Source organism: Formosimonas limnophila, from assembly GCF_014652675.1.
GTDB classification, from domain to species: Bacteria; Pseudomonadota; Gammaproteobacteria; order Burkholderiales; family Burkholderiaceae; genus Hydromonas; species Hydromonas limnophila.
Genome location: NZ_BMZG01000004.1, coordinates 134,585 through 155,300 on the forward strand (window position 1 = coordinate 134,585; position 20,716 = coordinate 155,300).

Below are 20,716 nucleotides of genomic sequence, written 5' to 3' on the forward strand. Positions count from 1 at the left end.
AGTTATTTGAACTCAGTGGGCGCGTGACCCATGGCTTGTTGAATCAAACGTCGTTTGAGTGGTGGGATGATGTCCAGCACATTCATGCCCATATTGCGAGCATGACGAATAATTGGATGGTGTGATGCAAACAAACGCTGTAAGGCATGCGTCACACTTTGCATTTCAAAAGTCGGTGTGGCGCATGCGCGCTCATAACGACGCAGCAGGACTGGGTCATCAATGCTGCGATGTGGCTCTGACGCTTGGCTTTCGAGTAGTGTGTCTAATAGCGATGTCAAATCCTGCAAGCCCAGATTGAGCCCTTGTCCAGCCAGTGGGTGCATCGTGTGTGCGGCATCACTGATTAATAAGGCTCGTTGGCTGACTAAATGCTGAGCGCGTTGCCGTTTGAGTGGAAAGCTCTGCGCTCGGCTTAGTGCTGTCAAAGAGCCAAGTGTGTGAGAGGATAGTTGGCCTATATGCGCGGAGAGCGCATCACTTGGAGCGTTGCACCAAATATCAGCGTGAGCCTTGGTGCATGAATAAACCATTGAGACCATTTGATTTGGTAATGGCAAAAGAGCCAATACTTCACCATCACTTAAGAACCATTGATAAGCTGTGTTGTGGTGTGGCTGGCTGATGGAAAAGTTCGCCACCACGCCAAAACGCTGGTAATCAAAAACTTCTGTTTCAATACCCAATGATTGCCTCACCCATGAGTTCGCGCCATCAGCACCAACAATCAAACTCGCTTGCAGAGCTTCGTTGCTTGTTGATAAGCGAACCTCTGAATCTGTTATGATCAATTCAGTTGCGGTGGCATCAAAACGCTGAACATTTGGCGTGAATCTCAATGCCTGATCTAAAATGGTTTGAATATGACGCTGCTCAACAATCCATGCCAACTCAGGCAAAGCCGAGCTATAAGCTGATAAATGCAAAGAACCGCGCAAAACATCATCATCGTTTATATCTCCCATCACACGCATGTCAGAGACAGGGCAAATGCGGCTGGTGTCTAAAGCATCCCAAACATGCAGCCGTTTTAGCAGTGCCACGCTTGACTGTGACAACGCATAAATACGTGAGTCCCATGTGTCGTTCGGATGTGTGGTGGTTGGTTTGGGGTTCATGTGCGCCACTGAGTAACCCAGCTGAGCCAAACCTAAAGCACTGGCACTGCCTGCAATGCCGCCGCCCACAACGATGATGTCAAAATGGTTTTGTGTCATGATAAAAATTAAAGTGATTATCCACATTATAAAGAATGAGCGAGCTTATGTTGTACCAATGTCATGCTTTATTCCTCTGTTCTTCTATAAGCGGTCAAACCACATAGACACAGGCGCATCAAACACGGTATCATGACGGTCTAATGTAAAATTAAAAACGCCGCGCTCGTAGCTCAGTGGATAGAGTATTGGCCTCCGAAGCCAAGGGTCACTGGTTCGATTCCAGTCGAGCGCGCCAAAAAATGCATTGATGCACACACATTAGATCTCATTGGCTTATGAAAACAACGTTGCTCAGAATAAATACAAGTGTGGTTTTTTGGGCAAAAAATAGCCGCTGTGTTTCTCATAACACAAAGCTGATACAATTAAAACTCAATTTCCAAAAAAAATAATGTATGATGGGCACAATTTAAGAATGTCAAGAGTTGTGTTGTATTTTTTTCTTGGTTTACGACTTAAGGCGTACATGGTGTTTAAGTGGTCAACTCAGGTGCATACTTTGCTTTCTTAATGAGCGTTTTGTAAAATCTCGTTTACTCAAAGGAAAAAGGAGCGGTCTATGGCCACTAAAACAAGCCAAGCTAAAAAGAAGACAACTGTCGCTAAAGCGGTAGCAAAACCCGCCGTTAAGAAAGCTGCGGCCAAGCCAGCAGCGAAAAAAGTAGTTGCAAAACCAGCGGCAAAAACTGTTGCTAAAAAGCCAGTGGCCAAAGCGGCTGCTAAGCCAGTAGCGAAGAAAGCAGCGGCAAAGCCAGTGGCAAAAGTGGTTGCTAAAAAGCCAGTGGCAAAAGTAGTTGCTAAAAAGTCAGTGGCCAAAGCGGCTGCTAAGCCAGTAGCGAAGAAAGCAGCGGCAAAGCCAGTGGCAAAAGTGGTTGCTAAAAAATCAGTGGCAAAACCAACAGCAAAAGTGGTTGCTAAAAAGCCGGTAGCCAAAGAAGCGGCTGCTAAGCCCGTAGCGAAAAAAGCAGTGGCAAAACCAACAGCAAAAGTGGTTGCTAAAAAGCCGGTAGCCAAAGCGGCTGCTAAGCCCGTAGCGAAAAAAGCAGTGGCAAAACCAACAGCAAAAGTGGTTGCTAAAAAGCCGGTAGCCAAAGCGGCTGCTAAGCCCGTAGCGAAAAAAGCAGTGGCAAAACCAACAGCAAAAGTGGTTGCTAAAAAGCCGGTGGCCAAAGCGGCTGCTAAGCCCGTAGCGAAACCAGCAGCAAAAGTGGTTGCTAAGAAACCAGCAGCGAAAGCTCCAGCGAAACCAGCACCCGTTGCTAAGCCAGTGGTGGAGCCGCCAGCAGCTAAGCCAGCAGCCATTTGGCCGTTTCCGATTGCACCGCGTCCGTAATCTCCCCACGTTTTAGAAGCGGTGTTGTAAAAAAGCCTTCCCAAGTTCTCTTGCGGAAGGCTTTTTAGTAGAAGGAGGCCGGACACTCATTGTGAATGCAGCGTTCGTGACAACACTATTTTCCTTGTTGACTTTTAAAGGCGTGCTTGCTTGAACTCCAATATATTGCCTACTTATATTAAACAAGACGGTACTGATGTTTTGCTGGCTTTGCATGTTCAGCCAGGCGCAAAGCAAACGTCTTGGGCGGGTTTATACGGTGATCGTGTGAAGGTTCGCTTGTCAGAGCCGCCCCTTGACGGTAAAGCGAATGCGGCCCTTTGTCAGTGGTTGGCTGCTCAGTTTGGTTGCGCGTTGAGGGATGTGTTGGTGGAGAAAGGTTTAACAAACCGAGTGAAGCTGGTGCGTGTGCGCGGCGTATTAGCTGCTGAGGTGGCGCTATTTTTAGGTGCACGGATATAATCATCAGCACATGGCGGTATTGCGCTTTTGGGGGTGAGTGTGATTCGATGACGGAGAGCTTATATTGTCTATTGAGTTTGTTCGGCTGAAAAACTAAGTCGTCCGTTATCGCCTCCCTCTCATCTCTCATGTAACGAGATTTTGAGGTTCACCCACTTCAATGATTTCAAGGCTATGTGTCATGCTGGCTGTTTTTGCGAGCATGATGCTGGCAGAGCAATATTTTTCGTGAGATAGTTTGACCGCACGTTCAACGGCGGCTTCTGTCAGCTGATGACCGCTGATGACAAAGTGAAAGTGAATGTTGGTAAATACTTTCGGGTCTGTTTCAGCACGCGTGGCCGATAACTTGACCACACAGTCGGTGACCTGTTGACGGGACTTTTGCAAAATCATCACCACATCAAATGCACTGCACCCGCCTGTGCCGATGAGGACCATTTCCATCGGACGAGGCCCAAGATTTCGTCCGCCTGCTTCTGGTGCGCCGTCCATCAACACGGCGTGGTTGCTGCCTGACTCACCTAAAAAGGACATTCCTGCTGTGGGGCCGACCCAGCGTACTGTGCATTCCATTTTTGACTCCAGTGATTATTTAGTTGCTTATTATATCGGAATGTGAGCATTTTGCAGACATAAGGGTGACAGGGCGACTTTTTGGCTGAGGTGATTGAGGGATGGGTGAGGTATATTGATGTGTTTTTGCAACAAATGGTTTGTGTTTTTTTCTAAAAAAACAATAAAAATATGATTTATATTTTAGTTGTTGTCAAAAAACAAGAAAAAATTTTATTTTATGGCTTTTGGCAAGCCTTCTATGAATGATCGTACTTTTTTATCTTGCGTTGCACAATAAAATCAGTATAATGGGAGCTATTGGTACAGCAGATGATCTAGTTCTCTGTGTTGGCCTGAAACTTGTCTCCTCCACCCTCCTTTTGGTGGATTTCTATCCCAAGCTTAATTGCTTGGGATTTTTTTGTACGCTTTTATCCACATGTTTTTCTAAATCCTTGACTTATAAGGTTTAAACGTTGATAATGCTCGGCTAGCCCATAAAGGCGTCGAGTCGGGAGAGTCCGCATCGCGGGATATAAGCGGGGGAGTCGGTCGTTAAATGGTTTTTTAAGAACATTGTAGGAATAAGTAATGAAAACTTTTTCAGCAAAACAACACGAAGTGCAACACGACTGGTATGTCGTGGATGCCACAGATAAAGTGTTGGGTCGTGTAGCCAGTGAAGTTGCACTTCGTTTGCGCGGTAAGCATAAACCTGAGTTTACGCCACACGTAGACACTGGTGATTTTATCGTCGTCGTTAATGCCGACAAATTGCGTGTCACAGGCGCGAAATTTGAAGACAAAAAATACTACCGCCATTCAGGTTACCCAGGTGGTATCTATGAAACCAATTTCCGTAAAATGCAAGAGCGTTTTCCGGGTCGTGCGTTGGAAAAAGCCGTTAAAGGCATGTTGCCAAAAGGTCCTTTGGGCTACGCAATGATCAAAAAACTCAAAGTGTATGCGGGCGCTGAGCACCCACACACAGCTCAACAACCTCAAGTGTTGGACATTTAAGGAATAATGATGAACGGTAACTACAACTACGGTACAGGTCGTCGTAAAAGTGCGGTGGCTCGTGTATTCTTAAAAGCAGGTTCAGGCAAAATCGTTGTCAACGGTAAGCCAGCGAACGAATACTTTGCGCGTGAAACAGGTCTGATGATCATCCGTCAACCGCTCGAATTGACTCAAACCACTGAAAAATTTGACATTATGGTCAACGTTTGCGGTGGTGGTGAATCAGGTCAAGCGGGTGCGGTACGTCACGGTATTACCCGTGCTTTGATTGACTATGATGCGAGCTTGAAATCAGGCTTGTCACAAGCTGGTCTCGTCACTCGCGATGCTCGTGAAGTCGAGCGTAAAAAAGTCGGTTTCCGCAAAGCGCGTCGTCGCAAACAGTTTTCAAAACGTTAATATTTTGTTTTGCAGTTCAACAAAACAAAAAAACCACCTTTGGGTGGTTTTTTTGTTGCTGGTTTCTGATTTGTTTTTTTGGTTGTGGGTAATAATAGAGTTTGATGATGAGAGTCTAAAATAGACGGCTTAATGCGGCTTTTTTGATATTCCTTCACCTTAAATATGAGGTTTTTTTATGAGCAAAATCAAGGTTGGTATTGTTGGCGGTACGGGTTACACGGGGGTGGAATTGTTGCGTTTATTGGCGCGCCATCCCGATGTGCAGCTGCGTGCCATCACTTCGCGCAGTGAGAACGGCGTGCCTGTGTCGAATATGTTCCCGAGCTTGCGTGGTGTGGTGGATTTAAAGTTTTCTGACCCTGCTAGCGGAATTTTGGAGGCGTGTGATGCCGTATTTTTTGCGACGCCGCATGGTGTGGCCATGGCGCAAGCGCCCGCTTTGTTGGATAAAGGTGTGAAGGTGATTGATTTGGGCGCTGATTTTCGCTTGCAAGACACCGAGGTGTTTGAGAAGTGGTACAAGCTTGCGCACAGCACGCCAGATGCTTTGAAGCAGGCGGTTTATGGGTTGTCGGAGCTCAATCGCGAACATATCAAATCTGCGCGGCTGGTGGGCAATCCTGGCTGTTACCCAACCACGATGCAGCTGGGGTTTTATCCCTTGTTGAAAAACAATTTGGTGAGTGCTAATGCGTTGATTGCTGATTGTAAGTCAGGTGTATCTGGTGCTGGTCGTAAGGCTGAGGTGGGTACACTGTTTTGCGAAGCGGGCGACACTTTTAAGGCCTATGGTGTGAGCGGCCATCGCCACACGCCTGAGACATTGGAGCAATTGACCAAAATGACGGCGCAAAAGGTGAATTTGATTTTCACGCCGCATCTCACGCCGATGATTCGTGGCATGCACTCGACTTTATATGCGACGCTTTTGCCGGAGGCGGTGGCAATGAGTAACGATGAGTTGCAAAAAGTATTCGAGAGCACTTACGTCAAGGAGCCGTTTGTGGATGTCATGCCTTGGGGGAGTCATCCAGAAACTCGTTCGGTGCGAGGCTCAAACATGCTGCGCATGGCTTTGCACCGAAATGGCGATGTCGTCATTGTGCTGGTGGTTCAAGATAATTTGGTCAAAGGTGCTGCTGGGCAGGCTGTGCAAAACATGAACATCATGTTTGGTTTGGAGGAAACGGCGGGATTGTTGGGGGTTGGGCTTGTGCCTTAATCAATCAGTGTTCGGTGCGAACATCTGAGTTGCGCTATAATGAGCCATGTTTTCGCGCCATCACTTGATAGGCGCATTTGAGAAAAGGAAAAGACCATGAACGCAGTGACCGAAGTGAATTTAACCCAAGGCCCATTTGTTTTTACCGACAGTGCGGCAGATAAGGTCAAAGAGCTAATTGCTGAAGAAGGCAACCCTGATCTCAAGCTGCGTGTATTCGTCCAAGGCGGAGGTTGCTCGGGTTTTCAGTATGGTTTCACATTTGATGAGATTATTAATGAGGATGACACCGCTATTGATAAGAATGGTGTGACATTGCTGGTTGATTCTATGAGTTATCAGTATTTGGTTGGTGCGGAGATTGACTACAAAGAGGATTTGGAGGGTGCGCAGTTTGTCATCAAAAATCCAAATGCTTCAACCACTTGCGGTTGTGGTTCGTCTTTTTCGGTGTGATAAATGACGCGCTGAGTGTGAATTATGGAAAAGCCGTGGCAGTCGCCACGGCTTTTTTGTGAGCAGTTGGGAATGAGCCCCCATAAAATGTACAAAAACCCTTTCAAGGGGCTGGGTTTTACGGCCGAAAGCGGGTACAATATATGCGTTTCGGGTTCTTTTTCTCGAGTGAATTTTTGAGCGATATTGGAGTTTTTATGTCAACACAAGCCGCAACTTATAATTACCGCGTGGTGCGCTGGTTTGCCATCATGGCGGTGGTTTGGGGCATCATCGGTATGGGCGTGGGTGTTTTGATTGCCTCACAAATGGTTTGGCCTGAATTAAACTTTGGTCAGTTCCACTTTGGCCGTTTGCGTCCATTGCATACCAATGCTGTAATTTTTGCTTTTGGTGGCTGCGCTTTGATGGCCACATCTTTCCATGTGGTCCAGCGTACTTCGCACGTTCGCCTGTTTGGTGAAAAGTGGAAGTTGCCTGAGTTGGTTTTTGCAGGTTATCAACTGGTGCTTTTGGCTGCGGTTGTGACTTTGCCGATGGGCTTCACCCAAGGCAAAGAGTATGCCGAGCTTGAGTGGCCAATTGATTTGTTGCTGGCTGTGACTTGGGTGCTGTATGCCGTGGTGTTCTTTGGCACGATCGCCAAGCGCAAAGTCTCTCACGTTTATGTGGCTAACTGGTTTTTTGGCGCTTTCATCTTAACCGTGGCTTTGCTGCATATCGTGAACAGTGCCGCGATTCCAGCTGGTTTGTTTAAGTCTTACTCTGCGTATGCAGGTGCTCAGGATGCGATGATTCAGTGGTGGTACGGCCATAACGCCGTGGGCTTTTTCTTGACTGCCGGCTTTTTGGGCATGATGTATTACTACGTGCCCAAGCAAGCGAATCGCCCTATTTATTCTTATCGTTTGTCTGTGGTGCATTTTTGGGCGTTGATTTTCACCTACATGTGGGCAGGCCCTCACCATCTGCACTATACCGCTTTACCTGACTGGACTCAGGGTTTGGGTATGGCGTTTTCGATTATTTTGTTGGCTCCTAGCTGGGGCGGCATGATTAATGGTGTTATGACCATGTCTGGTGCGTGGGACAAGTTGCGCACGGATCCGATTCTGAAGTTTTTGATTGTGTCCCTGTCCTTTTATGGTATGTCAACTTTTGAAGGCCCTATGATGGCAATCAAAACCGTCAATGCTTTATCGCACTACACTGACTGGACTGTTGGTCACGTTCACAGTGGTGCGTTGGGCTGGGTTGGTTTCATTTCCATCGGGTCTTTGTACTATTTGATTCCGCGTGTATTCAATCGTGAAACGATGTACAGCACGCGTTTGATTAATTTGCACTTCTGGGTGGCAACAATTGGTGTGGTCCTCTACATCACTGCTATGTGGGTTTCGGGTGTAACAGAAGGCGTGATGTGGCGCGATGTTGAGGCTGATGGTACGCTGAAAAATTCATTCGTTGCTGGTGTTGAAGCTGTTCGTCCACTGCGTATGCTTCGTGTGCTCGGTGGTTTGATGTATCTCTCCGGCATGATTTTGATGGCATACAACGTCTTACGCACAGCGATGGCTGGTCAGCGAGTGGATGCACGTATTCCTGCCCTTGATAAACACGTCAACTACTAAAAAAGAAGTTTCGGAGAACGCATAATGAGTTTTTTATCCCAAGAAAAAGTAGAGCGTAAAGTTGGCTGGCTCATTGCTGTGACTTTAATTACTGTCTCTTTCGGTGGTTTGGCGGAGATTGTGCCGTTGTTTTTTCAAGACTCTACGACCAAACCGATTGAAGGCGTTAAACCATACAATGCTTTGCAACTGGCTGGCCGTGATGTTTATGTGCGCGAGGGTTGCTACAACTGTCACTCGCAAATGGTTCGCCCATTCCGTGCGGAGACAATTCGCTACGGTCACTACTCTGTTGCGGGTGAGTCGGTATATGACCACCCGTTTCAATGGGGCTCTAAACGTACGGGTCCAGATTTAGCGCGTCAAGGTGGTCGCAACTCTGACGATTGGCATTACAAGCACTTGATGAACCCACGCTCAGTGGTTCCTGAGTCCAATATGCCTGCGTTTGCGTTTTTGGCGCAAGGTAAGGTGGATGGCGCTGTGATACAAGACCATATGCGCGCATTGAATAAAGTGGGTTTGCACAAATACTCTGAAGAAGAGATTGCTAATGCACCCAAAGAGGTTGAAGGTAAGACAGAGATGGACGCTGTGATTGCTTACTTGCAAGGTCTTGGTCTGGCTCTGAAAAAATAAGGGCATATCATGCAATCATGGTTGGATTGGATTCGAATCGGCGTGACTGTCGCGACATTCATCTGTTTCGTTGCGTGGATTGTTTGGTTTTTGAATAAAGACAATACTGCTAAATATCAAGCTCGAGCCGAGATGTTGCTTGATGATGACGACACCACACCTGTTCAGATAGATGAGCTGAATGAGCAACAGCGCGTTAAAAAATAATATTTCGTTGGCAGCTGAGAAACACCACAGCCGATAAATAAGGAAGCTATATGAGTGAGTTACCATACAATACAAGCGATTTTCAGAGTGAGTTCTGGTCTTATTGGATTATTGCGATTGCGCTTGGTGGCGTAATTTTTTGCCTCGTGATTTTGGTCAGCCAGATGATGGCAAAAACCAATAAGCCCGGTCAAAACGAGCTCAAACCCCATGTGTGGGACGATAATTTGCAAGAGTACAACCACCCAATGCCGCGTTGGTGGGTGTTCATGTTTTTCATCTGTATTGCCTTTGCTTTGGCGTTTTTTGCAATTTATCCTGGCTTGGGTTCGTACAAAGGTAATCTTGGTGGTTTCCTCAAGGACTATCCTCAAGGCTGGACGGCGGTCAATCAGTACAAAAAGGAAGTTGAGACGGAGGATGCTAAGCTTGCGCCGTTGTATGACAAGTATCTGAACACGCCGATTGTTGATTTGGCCAAAGATCCACAGGCAATGATTGTTGGTGAGCGCTTGTTCCTCAATAATTGTGCACAGTGCCACGGCTCTGCTGCTACAGGTGCTGTTGGTTTCCCTAACTTAACTGATGGTGACTGGCTGTACGGTGGCTGGCCTGAAGCCATCGAGGCGAGTATTTTGGGTGGGCGTAATGGTGTGATGCCTTCTCAGGCAGATGCACTGAAAACCCCAGCTGCCGTGGTTGACGTCGCAAACTATGTGCAATCACTGTCCAATTCGCCTCACGATGTGGTGGCAGCTGCTCGTGGTAAAGAGAAGTTTACGTTATGTGCTTCGTGTCACATGCCTGATGCAAAAGGTGCGATTACTGACGTGTCTGGTGCACAGTACGCCGTTGGCGCACCGAATTTAACAGATAAAATTTGGCTATACGGTGGTGATATCAAAACCATCACAGAAACCATCACCAAAGGTCGAAACAACGTCATGCCCTCGTGGGAGTGTTTCTTAGGCCCTGCACGTGTACGTGTTTTGGCGGCTTATGTGTGGCAAAAAAATCGTGACGGCGATAAAGTACTAAATCCAACATCTGCGCCAGACTACTTAAGTAAGGTTTTAGAGGCAGACAAACAAGCTTGGACGAAGAACTTGGCTGATGCTAAGGCCTCGGGCAAACCCGAGTGTAGCGCAAACTCTGTACCTGATCGAGTGGCAAGGGAAGCGAAGTTAGCGGCAGAGAAAGCCGCAGCGGAAGCCGCAGCAAAACCTGCACCTGTCGCTGAACTCAAAAAATAAATCAAAAAATAAATAAAGCGTTCATCAAGAACGCTTTATTTACATGGATCATCACACTATGAACACCACCTCTATTTTTTATGCCAAAGTGGAAATGTTTAGCAATGCCACGCCTGAGGCAGCTCAAGCGCAGCCGCTTTTTGCCGCTCGCAAAAAAATCTACATGCGACCAGTCAAGGGGCCGTTCAATAATTGGCGTTGGGTTTTCGTCTGGCTCACGCAAATTGTTTTTTATCTGACGCCATGGTTGCAGTGGAATGACCGTCAAGCGGTTTTATTCGACTTGACTGAGCGAAAGTTCTATATTTTTGGTTTAGTGCTTTGGCCATCTGACATTGTTTACATGGCTGGTTTGTTGATTATCTGCGCGCTGGCTTTGTTTTTGTTCACCGCTATCGCTGGGCGGCTGTGGTGTGGCTACTCATGCCCGCAGACGGTATATACCGAGATTTTTATGTGGATTGAACGAAAAATCGAGGGCGACCGTGTCGCGCAAATGCGTTTGGATAAAGCGCCTTTGTCCGCCTCAAAAATTCTTAAGAAAGGCACAAAGCATTTGCTTTGGGGTCTGTTTGCCCTCTGGTCTGGTTACACGCTGGTTGCTTACTTCACGCCGATTCGTGAGTTAATGAGCAATACCTTGAGCGGCTCTTTGTCATCGGGCGAGATTTTTTGGATATTCTTTTATGGTTTCATGATGTACTTGTTTGCAGGCTGGATGCGTGAGCAAGTCTGCAAATACATGTGCCCCTACGCACGTTTTCAGAGTGTCATGTTTGATCCTGATACCCTGATTGTGACTTATGATGAACAGCGCGGCGAGTCGCGTGGTGCGCGTAAAAAAGGCATTGACCCGCGCAGTGTGGGCAAAGGTGATTGTATTGACTGTGGCGTATGTGTGGACGTTTGTCCGACAGGCATTGATATCCGCAACGGCTTGCAGATGGAGTGTATCGGTTGTGGCGCTTGTATTGATGGCTGCAATGACATCATGGACAAAATGAATTACCCACGCGGTTTGATTCGCTATGACACCGAAAACGGCGTAGCGAATAAGTTTACGCGTCAACAACTCTGGCAGCGCGTGGTGCGGGGGCGCGTATTGATCTACGCAGCCATCTTACTTGCCATGGTCATAGGCATGGCTTATAGCCTAAGTCAGCGTGGTGCGCTGAAAATGAGCATTGAACGAGACAATCGCTCTGTGGCGCGGTTGTTAGAAAGCGGTCAAGTGGAAAACGTCTATCGCCTCAAATTATCAAATGCTGATGAAAAACCACACGAGATTGAGCTATCCGCACACGGCATGAACAGCATCAATGTCGCTGGTGGTGGTAAACTAACGCTCGCTCCGTTGTCCACCGAGACGATTGTGATTAAGCTACAAACTGATCCTGCTAAGGCGCGCGCAGCAGGAGCGACATCGGGCAGCAACAATATTTCGCTTCATCTGAAGTCGCCAGAAGCGTTGGATGAACCGCTCTCGATTGACACTGTTTTTTCTCTACCCAAACAACAATGAACGCACACGCAAAAGACCCCAGTTTCAAGCCATGGTATCGCTCACGTTGGGCATGGTTTGTTTTCGCATTGCCCATCATTGTCGTGGTGGCTTCTTTCTTGACACTGTCTATTGCCATTGTCAGTGATGATGGCGTCGTGGCGACAGACTATTATAAAAAAGGGCTGTCGGTGAACCAAGACCTAACCCGTGATCAGTATGCTCGCGACATCGGCTTGATTGGGCAGCTAACGGTTAAAGGCACACAGCTTGAATTGCGTCTGTCTGCTAATGATGCGACAGGCATCGCTGGTCAGCCCTTGAACCTATCCGCTCAAAACTACGCCTCAAAAACAGAAGATCAAACTATCGTGCTCCTACCGCGCGGTGATGGCCTGTGGTATGGTCAGCTCGCGGAGCCGCTGGGCATCGGTCGTTGGCAGTTATATATTGAATCTACGCAGTGGCGACTGCAATCCGAAACGGGTGGTGAACCCAAAGCGCCGTTGGTGTTTAAGGCTGGTACTTGAATACTCCTGAAGCAAAGAACAAAATCAACCTAAAACTTGCTGAAACTCATGATGCGGGTTTTTAGCGTTAAATCGGAACTGTTTTGCTTGGTGATAATAGCATCAAATAGTTTGTAAGCCGTTATATTCGTGACAACTTCATAATGACCAATATTGTCTAGCTTGCGTGACATAGAGATCAAGCCCATTTTTAAAAAAGACACATTTTATAGAGATTTTGGCTAGGCTAAATAGTGTAGTCCTGCCTTATTGAACTATCTTGACTTGATAAGTTGAACCATTAAAAATCAACTTTAATTTAGTTAGGAACAGCAACACCATGACAAGCATCGAGCAACGAAAAGAACTACAAGGACAAATCTGGAAAATCGCCAACGACGTACGTGGTGCTGTTGACGGCTGGGATTTTAAGTAATACGTACTGGGTACATTGTTTTACCGCTTTATCAGTCAGCACTTTGCCAGTTACATTGAGGCAGACGACGACATCAATTATGCTGAGCTGTCTGATGATGTCATGACGCCAGAGATTAAAGACGATGCGATTAAAACCAAAGGTTACTTCATCTATCCCAGCCAGCTATTTGTCAATGTCGCAAAAAATGCCCACACCAATGAAGCGCTCAATACCGACTTGGCCAAAATTTTCTCCGAAATCGAAGCCTCAGCCAACAGTTACCCATCAGAAAAAGACATCAAAGGCTTATTTGCTGATTTTGACACCACCAGCAACCGCCTTGGCAATATGGTAAAAGATCAAATAGAGATGCCTCATGTTGCACGGTCAACAGTCTATTAAACTTTTTGGTTTTCATTTGGATTTAAGGTTGGTGTTTTAGAATTGCTCATGTCTTTTATGCCATGAGATTTTTATTTTGTTCGTGTAACAAATTTTCGAGCGTGGATAAAAATCTTGACCATTCATTTAAATGGAGCGGATCATGCCCTATATCCAAACACACTATCAAGAAGAAGACAGTGCTTTAGCACTTAAAAAAGTTATTCAATTGGCTTATCGTCATTACTATCGTGCGCGAGTCACCGATTTTATGCCAATGTTGGCTCAGGTTTTTGTTAAAAATGGCACTCAACCAGGCCGTCGGCTGATCGCGACGTGCGGCTTACGCTCCGCTGATGAGATTTTGTTGCTCGAACAGTATTTACCAGCACCTATCGAGAAATGTATTTCCGAAAATGAAAAAACAGCGGTGGAGCGTAAAAAAATTTTAGAAGTTGGTCAGTTGGTGATGCAGGACGCGAAAGAAATTAAAACGCTATTCCGAATGATGACTGAGTATTGTAAGGAGCATCACTTTGACTATATGGTGTTCACGGTTGTTCGGGTGTTAAAAACGCATTTAGACAGATACTGTGTTCCCACCCGTGAGTTGGCGCGTGCCGATATTAGTCAAGTCAAGCAGCCAGAGCAATGGGGGCATTATTATCGTCATGAACCTGTCGTGCTGTATGTGAATGTCGCATCTGCGTATGATGTTCTGCATGAAAATGAGCTTATTCGACACTGTGGTTAACCAGTCTTTGAACTGCTTGAACCAATGTGAATGCCTCATATTTCAATAGTCACACCCTGACATTAAGTGGTATCCGTTTACAGAGTTTTTCATTAAAAGGCACGAAAAATGATTTTAGAACGAATTGCTCATTGGGCGAAGCATGGCAATCCTGTTGCATTGATATCAGAGAACGGAACGCAGCAAGACACCCATTATGCCACGCTGCAAAATGAATTGATTGAACTGGCACAGCACTTACAGCAAGAGGGGTGGAGCAATGTGGCGTTGTATTTGGACAATGGCTCTGCATGGGTGGTGTCAGATTTGGCTTGTGTACACGCTAATGCTTTGTGTACGCCCATTCCAAGTTTTTTTCATTCGCAGCAAATCGCACACATCATTCAATCCATTCACCCTCAGGTGGTGATCTGTGAGGCAGCCTGGGTTGAGCGTTTGTCACCTTTATGTCAGATTGAGCGTTTGTGCTCAATTGAAATCACAGGGGTTACATACATGATGCTGATACTATCCGATGGCTTATCGCGCCAAGCTTGGCCAATTTTGGAAGGGGTTGATAAGGTGACATTTACCTCAGGAACCACTGCGGATCCTAAAGGGGTTTTGATAGCCAATACCACGTTATCTCATTTAACGGATTCACTGTGCGACAGTGTGGATTTGCAAAAGGGTGATTGTTATCTCTCATTGTTGCCATTGTCTGTCTTGCTAGAAAATGTGGCTGGGGTATATACTGCATTAAGTAAAGGTGCCAGTATTGTCGCGTGGCCTTTGGCCAGCATCGGCTATCGTCCAGACTTTTCGATAGATGTGTCCATTTTTGCTCATGTCATCAATCACACGCGCCCACAGGTGATGATTACCGTGCCCGAATTGCTGGCTCAATTGGTTTTACAAGTTGAGCAAAACTTGATTTCTAGTGACGCCATAAAGTCTTTTAAGTTTATTGCCACTGGAGGAGCTTTGATATCCACTGAGCTGATCAAATGCGCTCAAAATTTGGGCTTACCCGTTTATCAGGGCTATGGTTTGTCTGAGAACAGTTCAATTGCAACACTGAACACGGCCAAGTTTAATCGAATCGGTTCAGTGGGAAAGCCCATGCCGCATGTGCAGATAAAAGTTGAAAACGACGAGATTTTTGTTAAAGGTGCCAATGCTGTTGGTTATCTAAGTGGAGAACGCTTTGGTAATGATTGGCTGGCAACAGGGGATTTAGGAGTGTTGGATGATGGTTTTTTGTATATTAAGGGGCGCAAAAAAAATGTCATCATCAATGCTTTTGGTCGCAACATCGCACCTGAATGGGTGGAACAATTGCTAGCTGATATGGGCATAGAACAAGTGTGTCTAATGGGCGATGCCGAGCCCAACTTGTCAGCGGTTATTTATTCAAAGTTTTCAGTTGAAGAAGTCCTCAATCGAGTCAACACATTGAATCAACAGTTACCTCATTATGCGCAAGTGCGTGCATTATGGATTCGAGCAACACCTTTTTGCCTTTCATCGGGTACTTTGCGCTCTAATGGGGTGCTTGTTCGATCGGCGATCATAGCGCAACTGCATTCAGTGCCTCATCAATTTATAACGATTTAAGCCTGTGCCTAATATAACTGATGCAAAACTTTATTAAATCAAAAAAGGAAGTGATGATGTCTTATTTTTCTGGAAAAATCATTTTATTGACAGGTGCCAGCGGAGGCATTGGCAAAGAAATGATGTACAAACTGCTTGAGCAGGGGGCAAAAATTGTGACTTTGGGGCGCAGCCCGATTGTACGCGACGGTGTTGAACATCTCACTGTGGATTTGAGTCAAGAAAATTCTATTTTAGGACTGGAGTCAGCACTTTACGAGTTAGAACGCATTGATGGTTTGATTCATGTAGCGGGTTTACAGCAAGCTGGGGTGTTTATGAAACAGTCGCCAGAAGCATTGGCTACTATGATGCAAACTAATTTAATAGCACCGACTTTGCTGACGCGTTTGGTGTTGCCTTATATGTCCAAGGGCTGTTTTGTGGCTTATATCGGCTCTGTTTTTGGTCATATCGGTTTTCCCTATTATGCAGCGTATTCAGCAAGCAAATTTGGCTTGCGCGGTTTAAGTGAAGCCCTTGGTCGCGAATTAGAGCCATTGGGTATCCAAGTTTGCCACATTGCACCCAGAGCTGTAAATACGCCCATGAATGATGAGAAAGCACGTGCTTTTATGAAGGCTACAGGCTCGACAATGGATGAGGTGCCCGAAGTGGTACAAGCGGCTCTCAAAGCTATTGAGGCGGGCAAGCCTCATACGATTATTGGCGGTAGTGAACGAATTTTTGCACGTCTAAACGGCGGCTTTCCTAAAGTCGTGAGCAAAGCCTTACGTAAAGCCACCCAAGCAGGGCGAGATATTTTTTAAAGGTGACGGGTTAACCTATGCGATTACTACTGGTAGAGGACAATGAACCTTTGGCTGAAGCGATTCAGTTGGGCTTGAGTGCTTTAGGGCACGTGGTAGATGTTGTGCACAGTGCTGAGCATGCTTTGCTTGAGGTAGATGAAAGCACGTTTGATGCCATTTTATTGGATGTGAATTTGCCCAATATGTCTGGATTTCAGTGCCTTGAACGCTTGCGCCAAAGCAACAACCCTACCTCAGTGATTATTTTGACAGCACGTGATACTACTCTTGATAAAGTTAAAGGTCTCAATTTAGGGGCGGACGACTATGTGGTCAAGCCTTTTGAACTCGATGAACTGGATGCAAGGTTGCGAGCAATTTCACGCAGATCTTCTGGTTTTCAAGACAATGTCTTTCAGTTTGGGGCTTTTCGAATGAATATTCAAACCCATGAAGTTTGGTTCGATAGTGCACCTGTGATTTTATCCAATAAAGAATTCAGTGTGTTGCACATCTTGATTGAAGCTCAAGGTCGTATTGTCTCTAACGGCACTTTAGAAGCGAAGTTATACACTTGGGACAATGATATTGCCAGCAACAGCGTGCAAGTGTACATTTCACACTTGCGCAAAAAATTGGGCAAAGACTGTATCAAAACACATATCGGAATCGGTTACCAACTCAATCAAAAATCGAGCGCGTCATGAGCCGATGGTCTTTTTTTCAAAGCCAATCCATCCGTCAACATTTGATGTACCTTGTGATGGTGATTTTGGCTGTGTTTGGCAGCCTGAGTGTCGCTTTTTTGCTGTGGGGGTTGCGTCATGAAATGCAAGAGACCCTAGATGCCAATTTAGTGGTTTATGCCAATCACTTGAGTGCCCTGAGCCAAGACAGACAGCTGACGGGGGTATTGCACACGCGTTTACACTCTGAAGAGGGTTATGAAAACAGCATGGCCATTCAGATATGGAATGCTCAAGGTGAGTTGGTGCTTCGCTCGGAGCGAATACCCGAGCAAATAGTCGCACTTGGACAAGAAGGATTTTCGGATGTGCAACTGTCTGGAGAAGACTGGCGCAGTTACGCATCGCGCAATGCACATACTGGATATTGGATTATAGTGGCTCGCTCTCGCACTTTGTCAAACCATATGATTAATGAGATTTTAATTAGTTGGTTGATTCCCATGCTGGCTGGCTTTTTGATTTTGCTCTTATTGTTATGGTACTTCATTCGAGAAAGTTTACGACCTTTAAATGACTTAAGTCAAAACATTGCAGAACGCTCACCCGAGCGATTAGAACCAGTGTCTTTGAAAGGGGCCCCCCTAGAAGTACGCCCCATGATTGTATCGCTCAATCGGCTCATGAGTTCTCTAGAGGACTCTTTAAATAAAGAACGTGATTTTACTGCCAATGCCGCACATGAGTTAAGAACCCCCTTAGCCATCATTGATACCTTGGTTCAGACTGCATTAAAAGCACCAAGCCCAAGCATTTTACACAAAATTAAAAATGCAGTGAATGGTGCTAAAGTTCAAATAGAACAACTACTAACTTTGGCTAGACTGGATGCAAATATGCATCTCACACAGCCACAGCGCATCGATGTGTATGAAGTCGCACAAAAAGTCTGTACAGACTTGTTAAACATTTATCATGAACAAGGCACTATTGACTTAAAACTTTATGGACATCCTCATGCTTGGATTCAAAGCGAGGCCAATATGATTTATATTTTACTCAAAAATATTATTGAAAATGCCATTAAGTACACTCCCCGCGATGGGAAAATTTGCGTCTACATTGACAACGAACCCCACGTTCGTGTGACCATCATAGACACGGGTGTGGGCATTTCAGCCGAACACTTAAAATCAATTACTGACAGGTTTTATCGTGTGACCCACCAAGACAATGGGTTTGGTTTGGGCATGTCGATCGTGCAGCGTATTTGCCAACTAAATGATGCGCAACTCGTGATTGAAAATAGAGCCTTGTCAGAGCACGACACCCAAGGACTTCGTGTTGCAGTGACTTTTAGAACCCATATTCAATAGGAGCACTTATGAACAACATCATTTACTCAGACGGCCACTTAACCACCAACGAAACCATCACGCAAATTAAACATCATCTCAAAAACTCAGGATGGGTGCTTTTACGTGATTTTGAGATGAGTGTTGAACGGTTTTCTGCTTTGATGAAACAATTGTGCACACGTTTAACCTTTGACCCAGCGCGTGAATACATGAGTGGCCAAACTCAAAAAGTGGATGCAGGCACACTACCTGTTGGCCTACACAATGAAAATGGCAATACACCTTTCCCTCCCCACGTGGTTGCCTTCTATTCGAGACGCGCGGCAAGACGGGGCTCACAAACAACCGTATGCGATGGTACTGCGATTTTAGAAGATTTACCCCCTGATATACGAGAGCTATTGTCCATGCCTGTTCTGGTAAGTCGTCACCTACCAGAACAGCGTTGGAAAACCTATGTGCTCAACGAACACCCCAAGCTCGAACATATTGAGCAAGTAACACGCGCACATTTAGATGATTTGATTCAGGCCAATACGCGCCAAAGCTACGTATGGCATGATGATGGCACTATTTATTACAACCTCAAAATCCATGCAATTGATCAAAGCATCTTCTCAGGCAAATCGGCATTTATCAATTCTATTTTAGGGCCTTCGTACAATTATGAACCGCCTGTGTTTACACTGGCAAATGATCAAGTTATTGACGATGCATTGAAATCGACTCTGCATGAAATCGGCGAACGGCACACAATTGAGGTCGATTGGCATGATGAGGACGTGGTCATTATTGACAACACCCGAGTTTTGCATGGCAGACGCGCTATTTTAGATGCAGATAGACGCGAATTGCATATTGGCATGGGGTTTGTTACTGCTGCCTAAGTTTTAAGAAATCGCAGCAATACAAAGCCGCCCGCTGGGGTAAGTTGTTAGAAAAAAACAATAAGCTACATGGGTATTCAGCTACAAACAGATAAAAGTAAAGCACAACGAAAACACCAATGGATATTCCATTGGTGTTTTCGTTTATGAGGTGGCGTTGATCTGCCCTCATTTCAACGGACAGTTTAAGCAGCAATTTTAGCTGCTGGGGATTCAAATTTTACAGGACTATGGTATCCCAATTTTGAATGTTTGCGTTTGAGGTTGTAATAGGCCTCAATAAACCAGAAGATTTCACGTCTGGCGTGCTCCATTGACTCAAAAGCAATGCGATAGACATGTTCGACCTTGAGCGTATGGAAGAAGCTCTCACAGGCGGCATTGTCGTAACAATTGCCTTTCCCGCTTATACTGCATTTCAAGCCATAGGCTTTAATCAATCGCTGATAGGCGTGCGAGCAGTATTGGCTGCCACGGTCGGTATGCACAATCACCCCTGATGGGTAGCCCCGTTTGAACAGCGCCGCCTTGAGTGCATCACAGACCAGTCGAGCATTGATGCGCTCACCAAATGTCCAACCAATGACCTTGCGTGAGTACAAATCAACCACCACTGCCAAATACAGCCATTGCTGCTTCACCCGAATGTACGTGATGTCAGCCACCCATTTGGTATTCTGTGCATCGGCTTCAAAGCATTGGTTGAGCAAGTTAGGCGCTGTGGGTAGGTTATGCTTACTGTCGGTCGTATGCTTGAACTTGCGTTTTTGAATACCTTGTAAGCCAAGCGCTTCATGCGACGGCGTACCAGTTCGAGTGATTATTGAGTAGTGCTGCATTTTCAAGCACCGTTGTATCAGAGACATTTAGCAAAAGTATGTTTGGTGAGCTGGACGCGCAGCAATTGCTTGATGACATACAAGCCAGTATTGAGCTTGTGCAAAACGGCAATATGAAAGATTTAGAAGCCATGCTGGTTGGGCAAGCGAAGGCCTTGCAAACGATGTTTGTCAGCATGGCAAATCGGGCGAACAACCAACAATACTTGAAACAGTTCACAACCTACATGAACTTAGCACTTAAAGCGCAGACGCAAAGCCGTGCCACGATACAAGCATTGGTGGAGTTGAAATACCCGCGACAAGTCATAGTGACTCAACAAGCGAATATCGCCAATGGACACCAGCAAGTGAATAATAGTGCAGCCGCGAGTGGTCAATTTTCAGAGCAGTACGCGTACATGCACGCGGGAAAAAATCAAAGTGAGACAAACAAAGTATTGGAATCAAACCATGACAACACCAAAGATACCAAAAATCAACCGCAACGGCTGGACAGTCGCACGACGAAAACGGCAATCTCAAGCCATACACCGTTGGAAACCGTGGCAGCAGTCAACAGGGGCTAAGACAGAGGAGGGCAAGGCCAC

Annotated in this window: 23 protein-coding genes and 1 tRNA gene; 21 read left to right on the forward strand and 3 right to left on the reverse strand. The window is 45.9% G+C overall.

Features of this window, described 5'->3' with window-relative positions; all coding sequences use genetic code 11:
* Positions 1-2 precede the first annotated feature (2 nt).
* Positions 3-1,217, reverse strand: coding sequence for a UbiH/UbiF family hydroxylase (locus IE082_RS04690; protein ID WP_189492306.1), 1,215 nt, complete (start codon positions 1,215-1,217; stop codon positions 3-5).
* Positions 1,218-1,379: 162 nt separating this feature from the next.
* Here IE082_RS04690 and IE082_RS04695 point away from each other — a divergent pair.
* The 3 genes from IE082_RS04695 (at position 1,380) to IE082_RS04705 (ending at position 3,015) form a co-directional block, all read left to right on the forward strand.
* Positions 1,380-1,455 (forward strand) — tRNA-Arg (locus IE082_RS04695).
* Between the two features lie 324 nt (positions 1,456-1,779).
* Positions 1,780-2,553 carry a hypothetical protein gene (locus IE082_RS04700; protein WP_189492309.1) on the forward strand — a complete coding sequence of 258 codons (774 nt, stop codon included), beginning with the start codon at positions 1,780-1,782 and terminating at the stop codon, positions 2,551-2,553.
* 150 nt (positions 2,554-2,703) lie between these two features.
* A complete protein-coding gene (locus tag IE082_RS04705) occupies positions 2,704-3,015 on the forward strand; it encodes a DUF167 domain-containing protein (RefSeq protein ID WP_229809724.1) in 312 nt (103 codons plus the stop codon).
* Positions 3,016-3,141: 126 nt separating this feature from the next.
* Here the strand turns inward: IE082_RS04705 and IE082_RS04710 are convergent, their stop codons facing one another.
* The gene (locus tag IE082_RS04710) at positions 3,142-3,591 is read right to left on the reverse strand and encodes an OsmC family protein (protein WP_189492312.1); all 450 of its coding nucleotides are present in this window, start codon (positions 3,589-3,591) and stop codon (positions 3,142-3,144) included.
* Positions 3,592-4,164: 573 nt separating this feature from the next.
* Between IE082_RS04710 and rplM the strand changes: the two genes are divergently transcribed.
* The 17 genes from rplM (at position 4,165) to IE082_RS04795 (ending at position 19,287) form a co-directional block, all read left to right on the forward strand.
* The gene (rplM, locus tag IE082_RS04715) at positions 4,165-4,593 is read left to right on the forward strand and encodes a 50S ribosomal protein L13 (protein WP_189492315.1); all 429 of its coding nucleotides are present in this window, start codon (positions 4,165-4,167) and stop codon (positions 4,591-4,593) included.
* A 9-nt stretch (positions 4,594-4,602) separates the two neighbouring features.
* Positions 4,603-4,995 carry a 30S ribosomal protein S9 gene (gene rpsI, locus IE082_RS04720; protein WP_114562369.1) on the forward strand — a complete coding sequence of 131 codons (393 nt, stop codon included), beginning with the start codon at positions 4,603-4,605 and terminating at the stop codon, positions 4,993-4,995.
* Between the two features lie 178 nt (positions 4,996-5,173).
* Entirely contained in the window at positions 5,174-6,220 is a 1,047-nt protein-coding gene (gene argC, locus IE082_RS04725) for an N-acetyl-gamma-glutamyl-phosphate reductase (RefSeq protein ID WP_189492318.1), read from the forward strand.
* A 96-nt stretch (positions 6,221-6,316) separates the two neighbouring features.
* The gene (erpA, locus tag IE082_RS04730) at positions 6,317-6,676 is read left to right on the forward strand and encodes an iron-sulfur cluster insertion protein ErpA (protein ID WP_189492321.1); all 360 of its coding nucleotides are present in this window, start codon (positions 6,317-6,319) and stop codon (positions 6,674-6,676) included.
* A 197-nt stretch (positions 6,677-6,873) separates the two neighbouring features.
* Positions 6,874-8,307 (forward strand): cytochrome-c oxidase, cbb3-type subunit I, encoded by a 1,434-nt coding sequence (gene ccoN, locus IE082_RS04735; protein ID WP_189492324.1) that lies wholly within the window; start codon positions 6,874-6,876, stop codon positions 8,305-8,307.
* 24 nt (positions 8,308-8,331) lie between these two features.
* Positions 8,332-8,946 carry a cytochrome-c oxidase, cbb3-type subunit II gene (gene ccoO, locus IE082_RS04740; RefSeq protein WP_189492327.1) on the forward strand — a complete coding sequence of 205 codons (615 nt, stop codon included), beginning with the start codon at positions 8,332-8,334 and terminating at the stop codon, positions 8,944-8,946.
* Positions 8,947-8,955: 9 nt separating this feature from the next.
* On the forward strand, positions 8,956-9,153 hold the full coding sequence (locus IE082_RS04745) for a CcoQ/FixQ family Cbb3-type cytochrome c oxidase assembly chaperone (RefSeq protein WP_189492330.1): 198 nt from the start codon (positions 8,956-8,958) through the stop codon (positions 9,151-9,153).
* A 50-nt stretch (positions 9,154-9,203) separates the two neighbouring features.
* The gene (gene ccoP, locus IE082_RS04750) at positions 9,204-10,406 is read left to right on the forward strand and encodes a cytochrome-c oxidase, cbb3-type subunit III (protein ID WP_189492333.1); all 1,203 of its coding nucleotides are present in this window, start codon (positions 9,204-9,206) and stop codon (positions 10,404-10,406) included.
* 58 nt (positions 10,407-10,464) lie between these two features.
* Positions 10,465-11,928, forward strand: coding sequence for a cytochrome c oxidase accessory protein CcoG (gene ccoG / locus IE082_RS04755; protein WP_308429003.1), 1,464 nt, complete (start codon positions 10,465-10,467; stop codon positions 11,926-11,928).
* Positions 11,925-12,437 carry a FixH family protein gene (locus IE082_RS04760; protein WP_189492336.1) on the forward strand — a complete coding sequence of 171 codons (513 nt, stop codon included), beginning with the start codon at positions 11,925-11,927 and terminating at the stop codon, positions 12,435-12,437. The genes ccoG and IE082_RS04760 overlap by 4 nt, the downstream gene beginning before the upstream one ends.
* 430 nt (positions 12,438-12,867) lie before the next feature.
* The gene (locus IE082_RS04765; RefSeq protein ID WP_229809725.1) at positions 12,868-13,236 is read left to right on the forward strand and encodes a type I restriction-modification system subunit M; all 369 of its coding nucleotides are present in this window, start codon (positions 12,868-12,870) and stop codon (positions 13,234-13,236) included.
* 142 nt (positions 13,237-13,378) lie between these two features.
* Positions 13,379-13,969, forward strand: coding sequence for a thermostable hemolysin (locus tag IE082_RS04770; protein WP_189492339.1), 591 nt, complete (start codon positions 13,379-13,381; stop codon positions 13,967-13,969).
* Positions 13,970-14,077: 108 nt separating this feature from the next.
* Positions 14,078-15,565 carry an AMP-binding protein gene (locus IE082_RS04775; RefSeq protein ID WP_189492342.1) on the forward strand — a complete coding sequence of 496 codons (1,488 nt, stop codon included), beginning with the start codon at positions 14,078-14,080 and terminating at the stop codon, positions 15,563-15,565.
* A gap of 53 nt (positions 15,566-15,618) precedes the next feature.
* Positions 15,619-16,374 (forward strand): SDR family NAD(P)-dependent oxidoreductase, encoded by a 756-nt coding sequence (locus IE082_RS04780; protein ID WP_189492345.1) that lies wholly within the window; start codon positions 15,619-15,621, stop codon positions 16,372-16,374.
* A 17-nt stretch (positions 16,375-16,391) separates the two neighbouring features.
* A complete protein-coding gene (locus IE082_RS04785; protein WP_189492347.1) occupies positions 16,392-17,063 on the forward strand; it encodes a response regulator transcription factor in 672 nt (223 codons plus the stop codon).
* Entirely contained in the window at positions 17,060-18,418 is a 1,359-nt protein-coding gene (locus IE082_RS04790; RefSeq protein ID WP_189492350.1) for an ATP-binding protein, read from the forward strand. The genes IE082_RS04785 and IE082_RS04790 overlap by 4 nt, the downstream gene beginning before the upstream one ends.
* Positions 18,419-18,426: 8 nt before the next feature.
* Entirely contained in the window at positions 18,427-19,287 is an 861-nt protein-coding gene (locus IE082_RS04795; protein WP_189492353.1) for a TauD/TfdA family dioxygenase, read from the forward strand.
* Between the two features lie 185 nt (positions 19,288-19,472).
* On the opposite strand, the gene IE082_RS04800 is transcribed toward IE082_RS04795, so the two are convergent.
* Positions 19,473-20,126: an IS3 family transposase gene (locus IE082_RS04800; RefSeq protein ID WP_189492356.1), complete on the reverse strand. Its 654-nt coding sequence runs from the start codon at positions 20,124-20,126 to the stop codon at positions 19,473-19,475.
* A gap of 38 nt (positions 20,127-20,164) precedes the next feature.
* On the opposite strand from IE082_RS04800, the gene IE082_RS04805 reads away from it, so the two are divergent.
* A complete protein-coding gene (locus tag IE082_RS04805; protein ID WP_189492359.1) occupies positions 20,165-20,695 on the forward strand; it encodes a hypothetical protein in 531 nt (176 codons plus the stop codon).
* Positions 20,696-20,716 lie beyond the last annotated feature (21 nt).

Bases quoted from the DNA above. Each gene is read 5' to 3' on its own strand.
- IE082_RS04690 (WP_189492306.1), bottom strand. From the start codon at position 1,217: ATGACACAAAACCATTTTGACATCATCGTTGTGGGCGGCGGCATTGCA.
- IE082_RS04700 (WP_189492309.1), top strand. From the start codon at position 1,780: ATGGCCACTAAAACAAGCCAAGCTAAAAAGAAGACAACTGTCGCTAAA.
- IE082_RS04710 (WP_189492312.1), bottom strand. From the start codon at position 3,591: ATGGAATGCACAGTACGCTGGGTCGGCCCCACAGCAGGAATGTCCTTT.
- rplM (WP_189492315.1), top strand. From the start codon at position 4,165: ATGAAAACTTTTTCAGCAAAACAACACGAAGTGCAACACGACTGGTAT.
- rpsI (WP_114562369.1), top strand. From the start codon at position 4,603: ATGAACGGTAACTACAACTACGGTACAGGTCGTCGTAAAAGTGCGGTG.
- argC (WP_189492318.1), top strand. From the start codon at position 5,174: ATGAGCAAAATCAAGGTTGGTATTGTTGGCGGTACGGGTTACACGGGG.
- erpA (WP_189492321.1), top strand. From the start codon at position 6,317: ATGAACGCAGTGACCGAAGTGAATTTAACCCAAGGCCCATTTGTTTTT.
- ccoN (WP_189492324.1), top strand. From the start codon at position 6,874: ATGTCAACACAAGCCGCAACTTATAATTACCGCGTGGTGCGCTGGTTT.
- ccoO (WP_189492327.1), top strand. From the start codon at position 8,332: ATGAGTTTTTTATCCCAAGAAAAAGTAGAGCGTAAAGTTGGCTGGCTC.
- IE082_RS04745 (WP_189492330.1), top strand. From the start codon at position 8,956: ATGCAATCATGGTTGGATTGGATTCGAATCGGCGTGACTGTCGCGACA.
- ccoP (WP_189492333.1), top strand. From the start codon at position 9,204: ATGAGTGAGTTACCATACAATACAAGCGATTTTCAGAGTGAGTTCTGG.
- ccoG (WP_308429003.1), top strand. From the start codon at position 10,465: ATGAACACCACCTCTATTTTTTATGCCAAAGTGGAAATGTTTAGCAAT.
- IE082_RS04760 (WP_189492336.1), top strand. From the start codon at position 11,925: ATGAACGCACACGCAAAAGACCCCAGTTTCAAGCCATGGTATCGCTCA.
- IE082_RS04770 (WP_189492339.1), top strand. From the start codon at position 13,379: ATGCCCTATATCCAAACACACTATCAAGAAGAAGACAGTGCTTTAGCA.
- IE082_RS04775 (WP_189492342.1), top strand. From the start codon at position 14,078: ATGATTTTAGAACGAATTGCTCATTGGGCGAAGCATGGCAATCCTGTT.
- IE082_RS04780 (WP_189492345.1), top strand. From the start codon at position 15,619: ATGATGTCTTATTTTTCTGGAAAAATCATTTTATTGACAGGTGCCAGC.
- IE082_RS04785 (WP_189492347.1), top strand. From the start codon at position 16,392: ATGCGATTACTACTGGTAGAGGACAATGAACCTTTGGCTGAAGCGATT.
- IE082_RS04790 (WP_189492350.1), top strand. From the start codon at position 17,060: ATGAGCCGATGGTCTTTTTTTCAAAGCCAATCCATCCGTCAACATTTG.
- IE082_RS04795 (WP_189492353.1), top strand. From the start codon at position 18,427: ATGAACAACATCATTTACTCAGACGGCCACTTAACCACCAACGAAACC.
- IE082_RS04800 (WP_189492356.1), bottom strand. From the start codon at position 20,126: ATGCAGCACTACTCAATAATCACTCGAACTGGTACGCCGTCGCATGAA.
- IE082_RS04805 (WP_189492359.1), top strand. From the start codon at position 20,165: ATGTTTGGTGAGCTGGACGCGCAGCAATTGCTTGATGACATACAAGCC.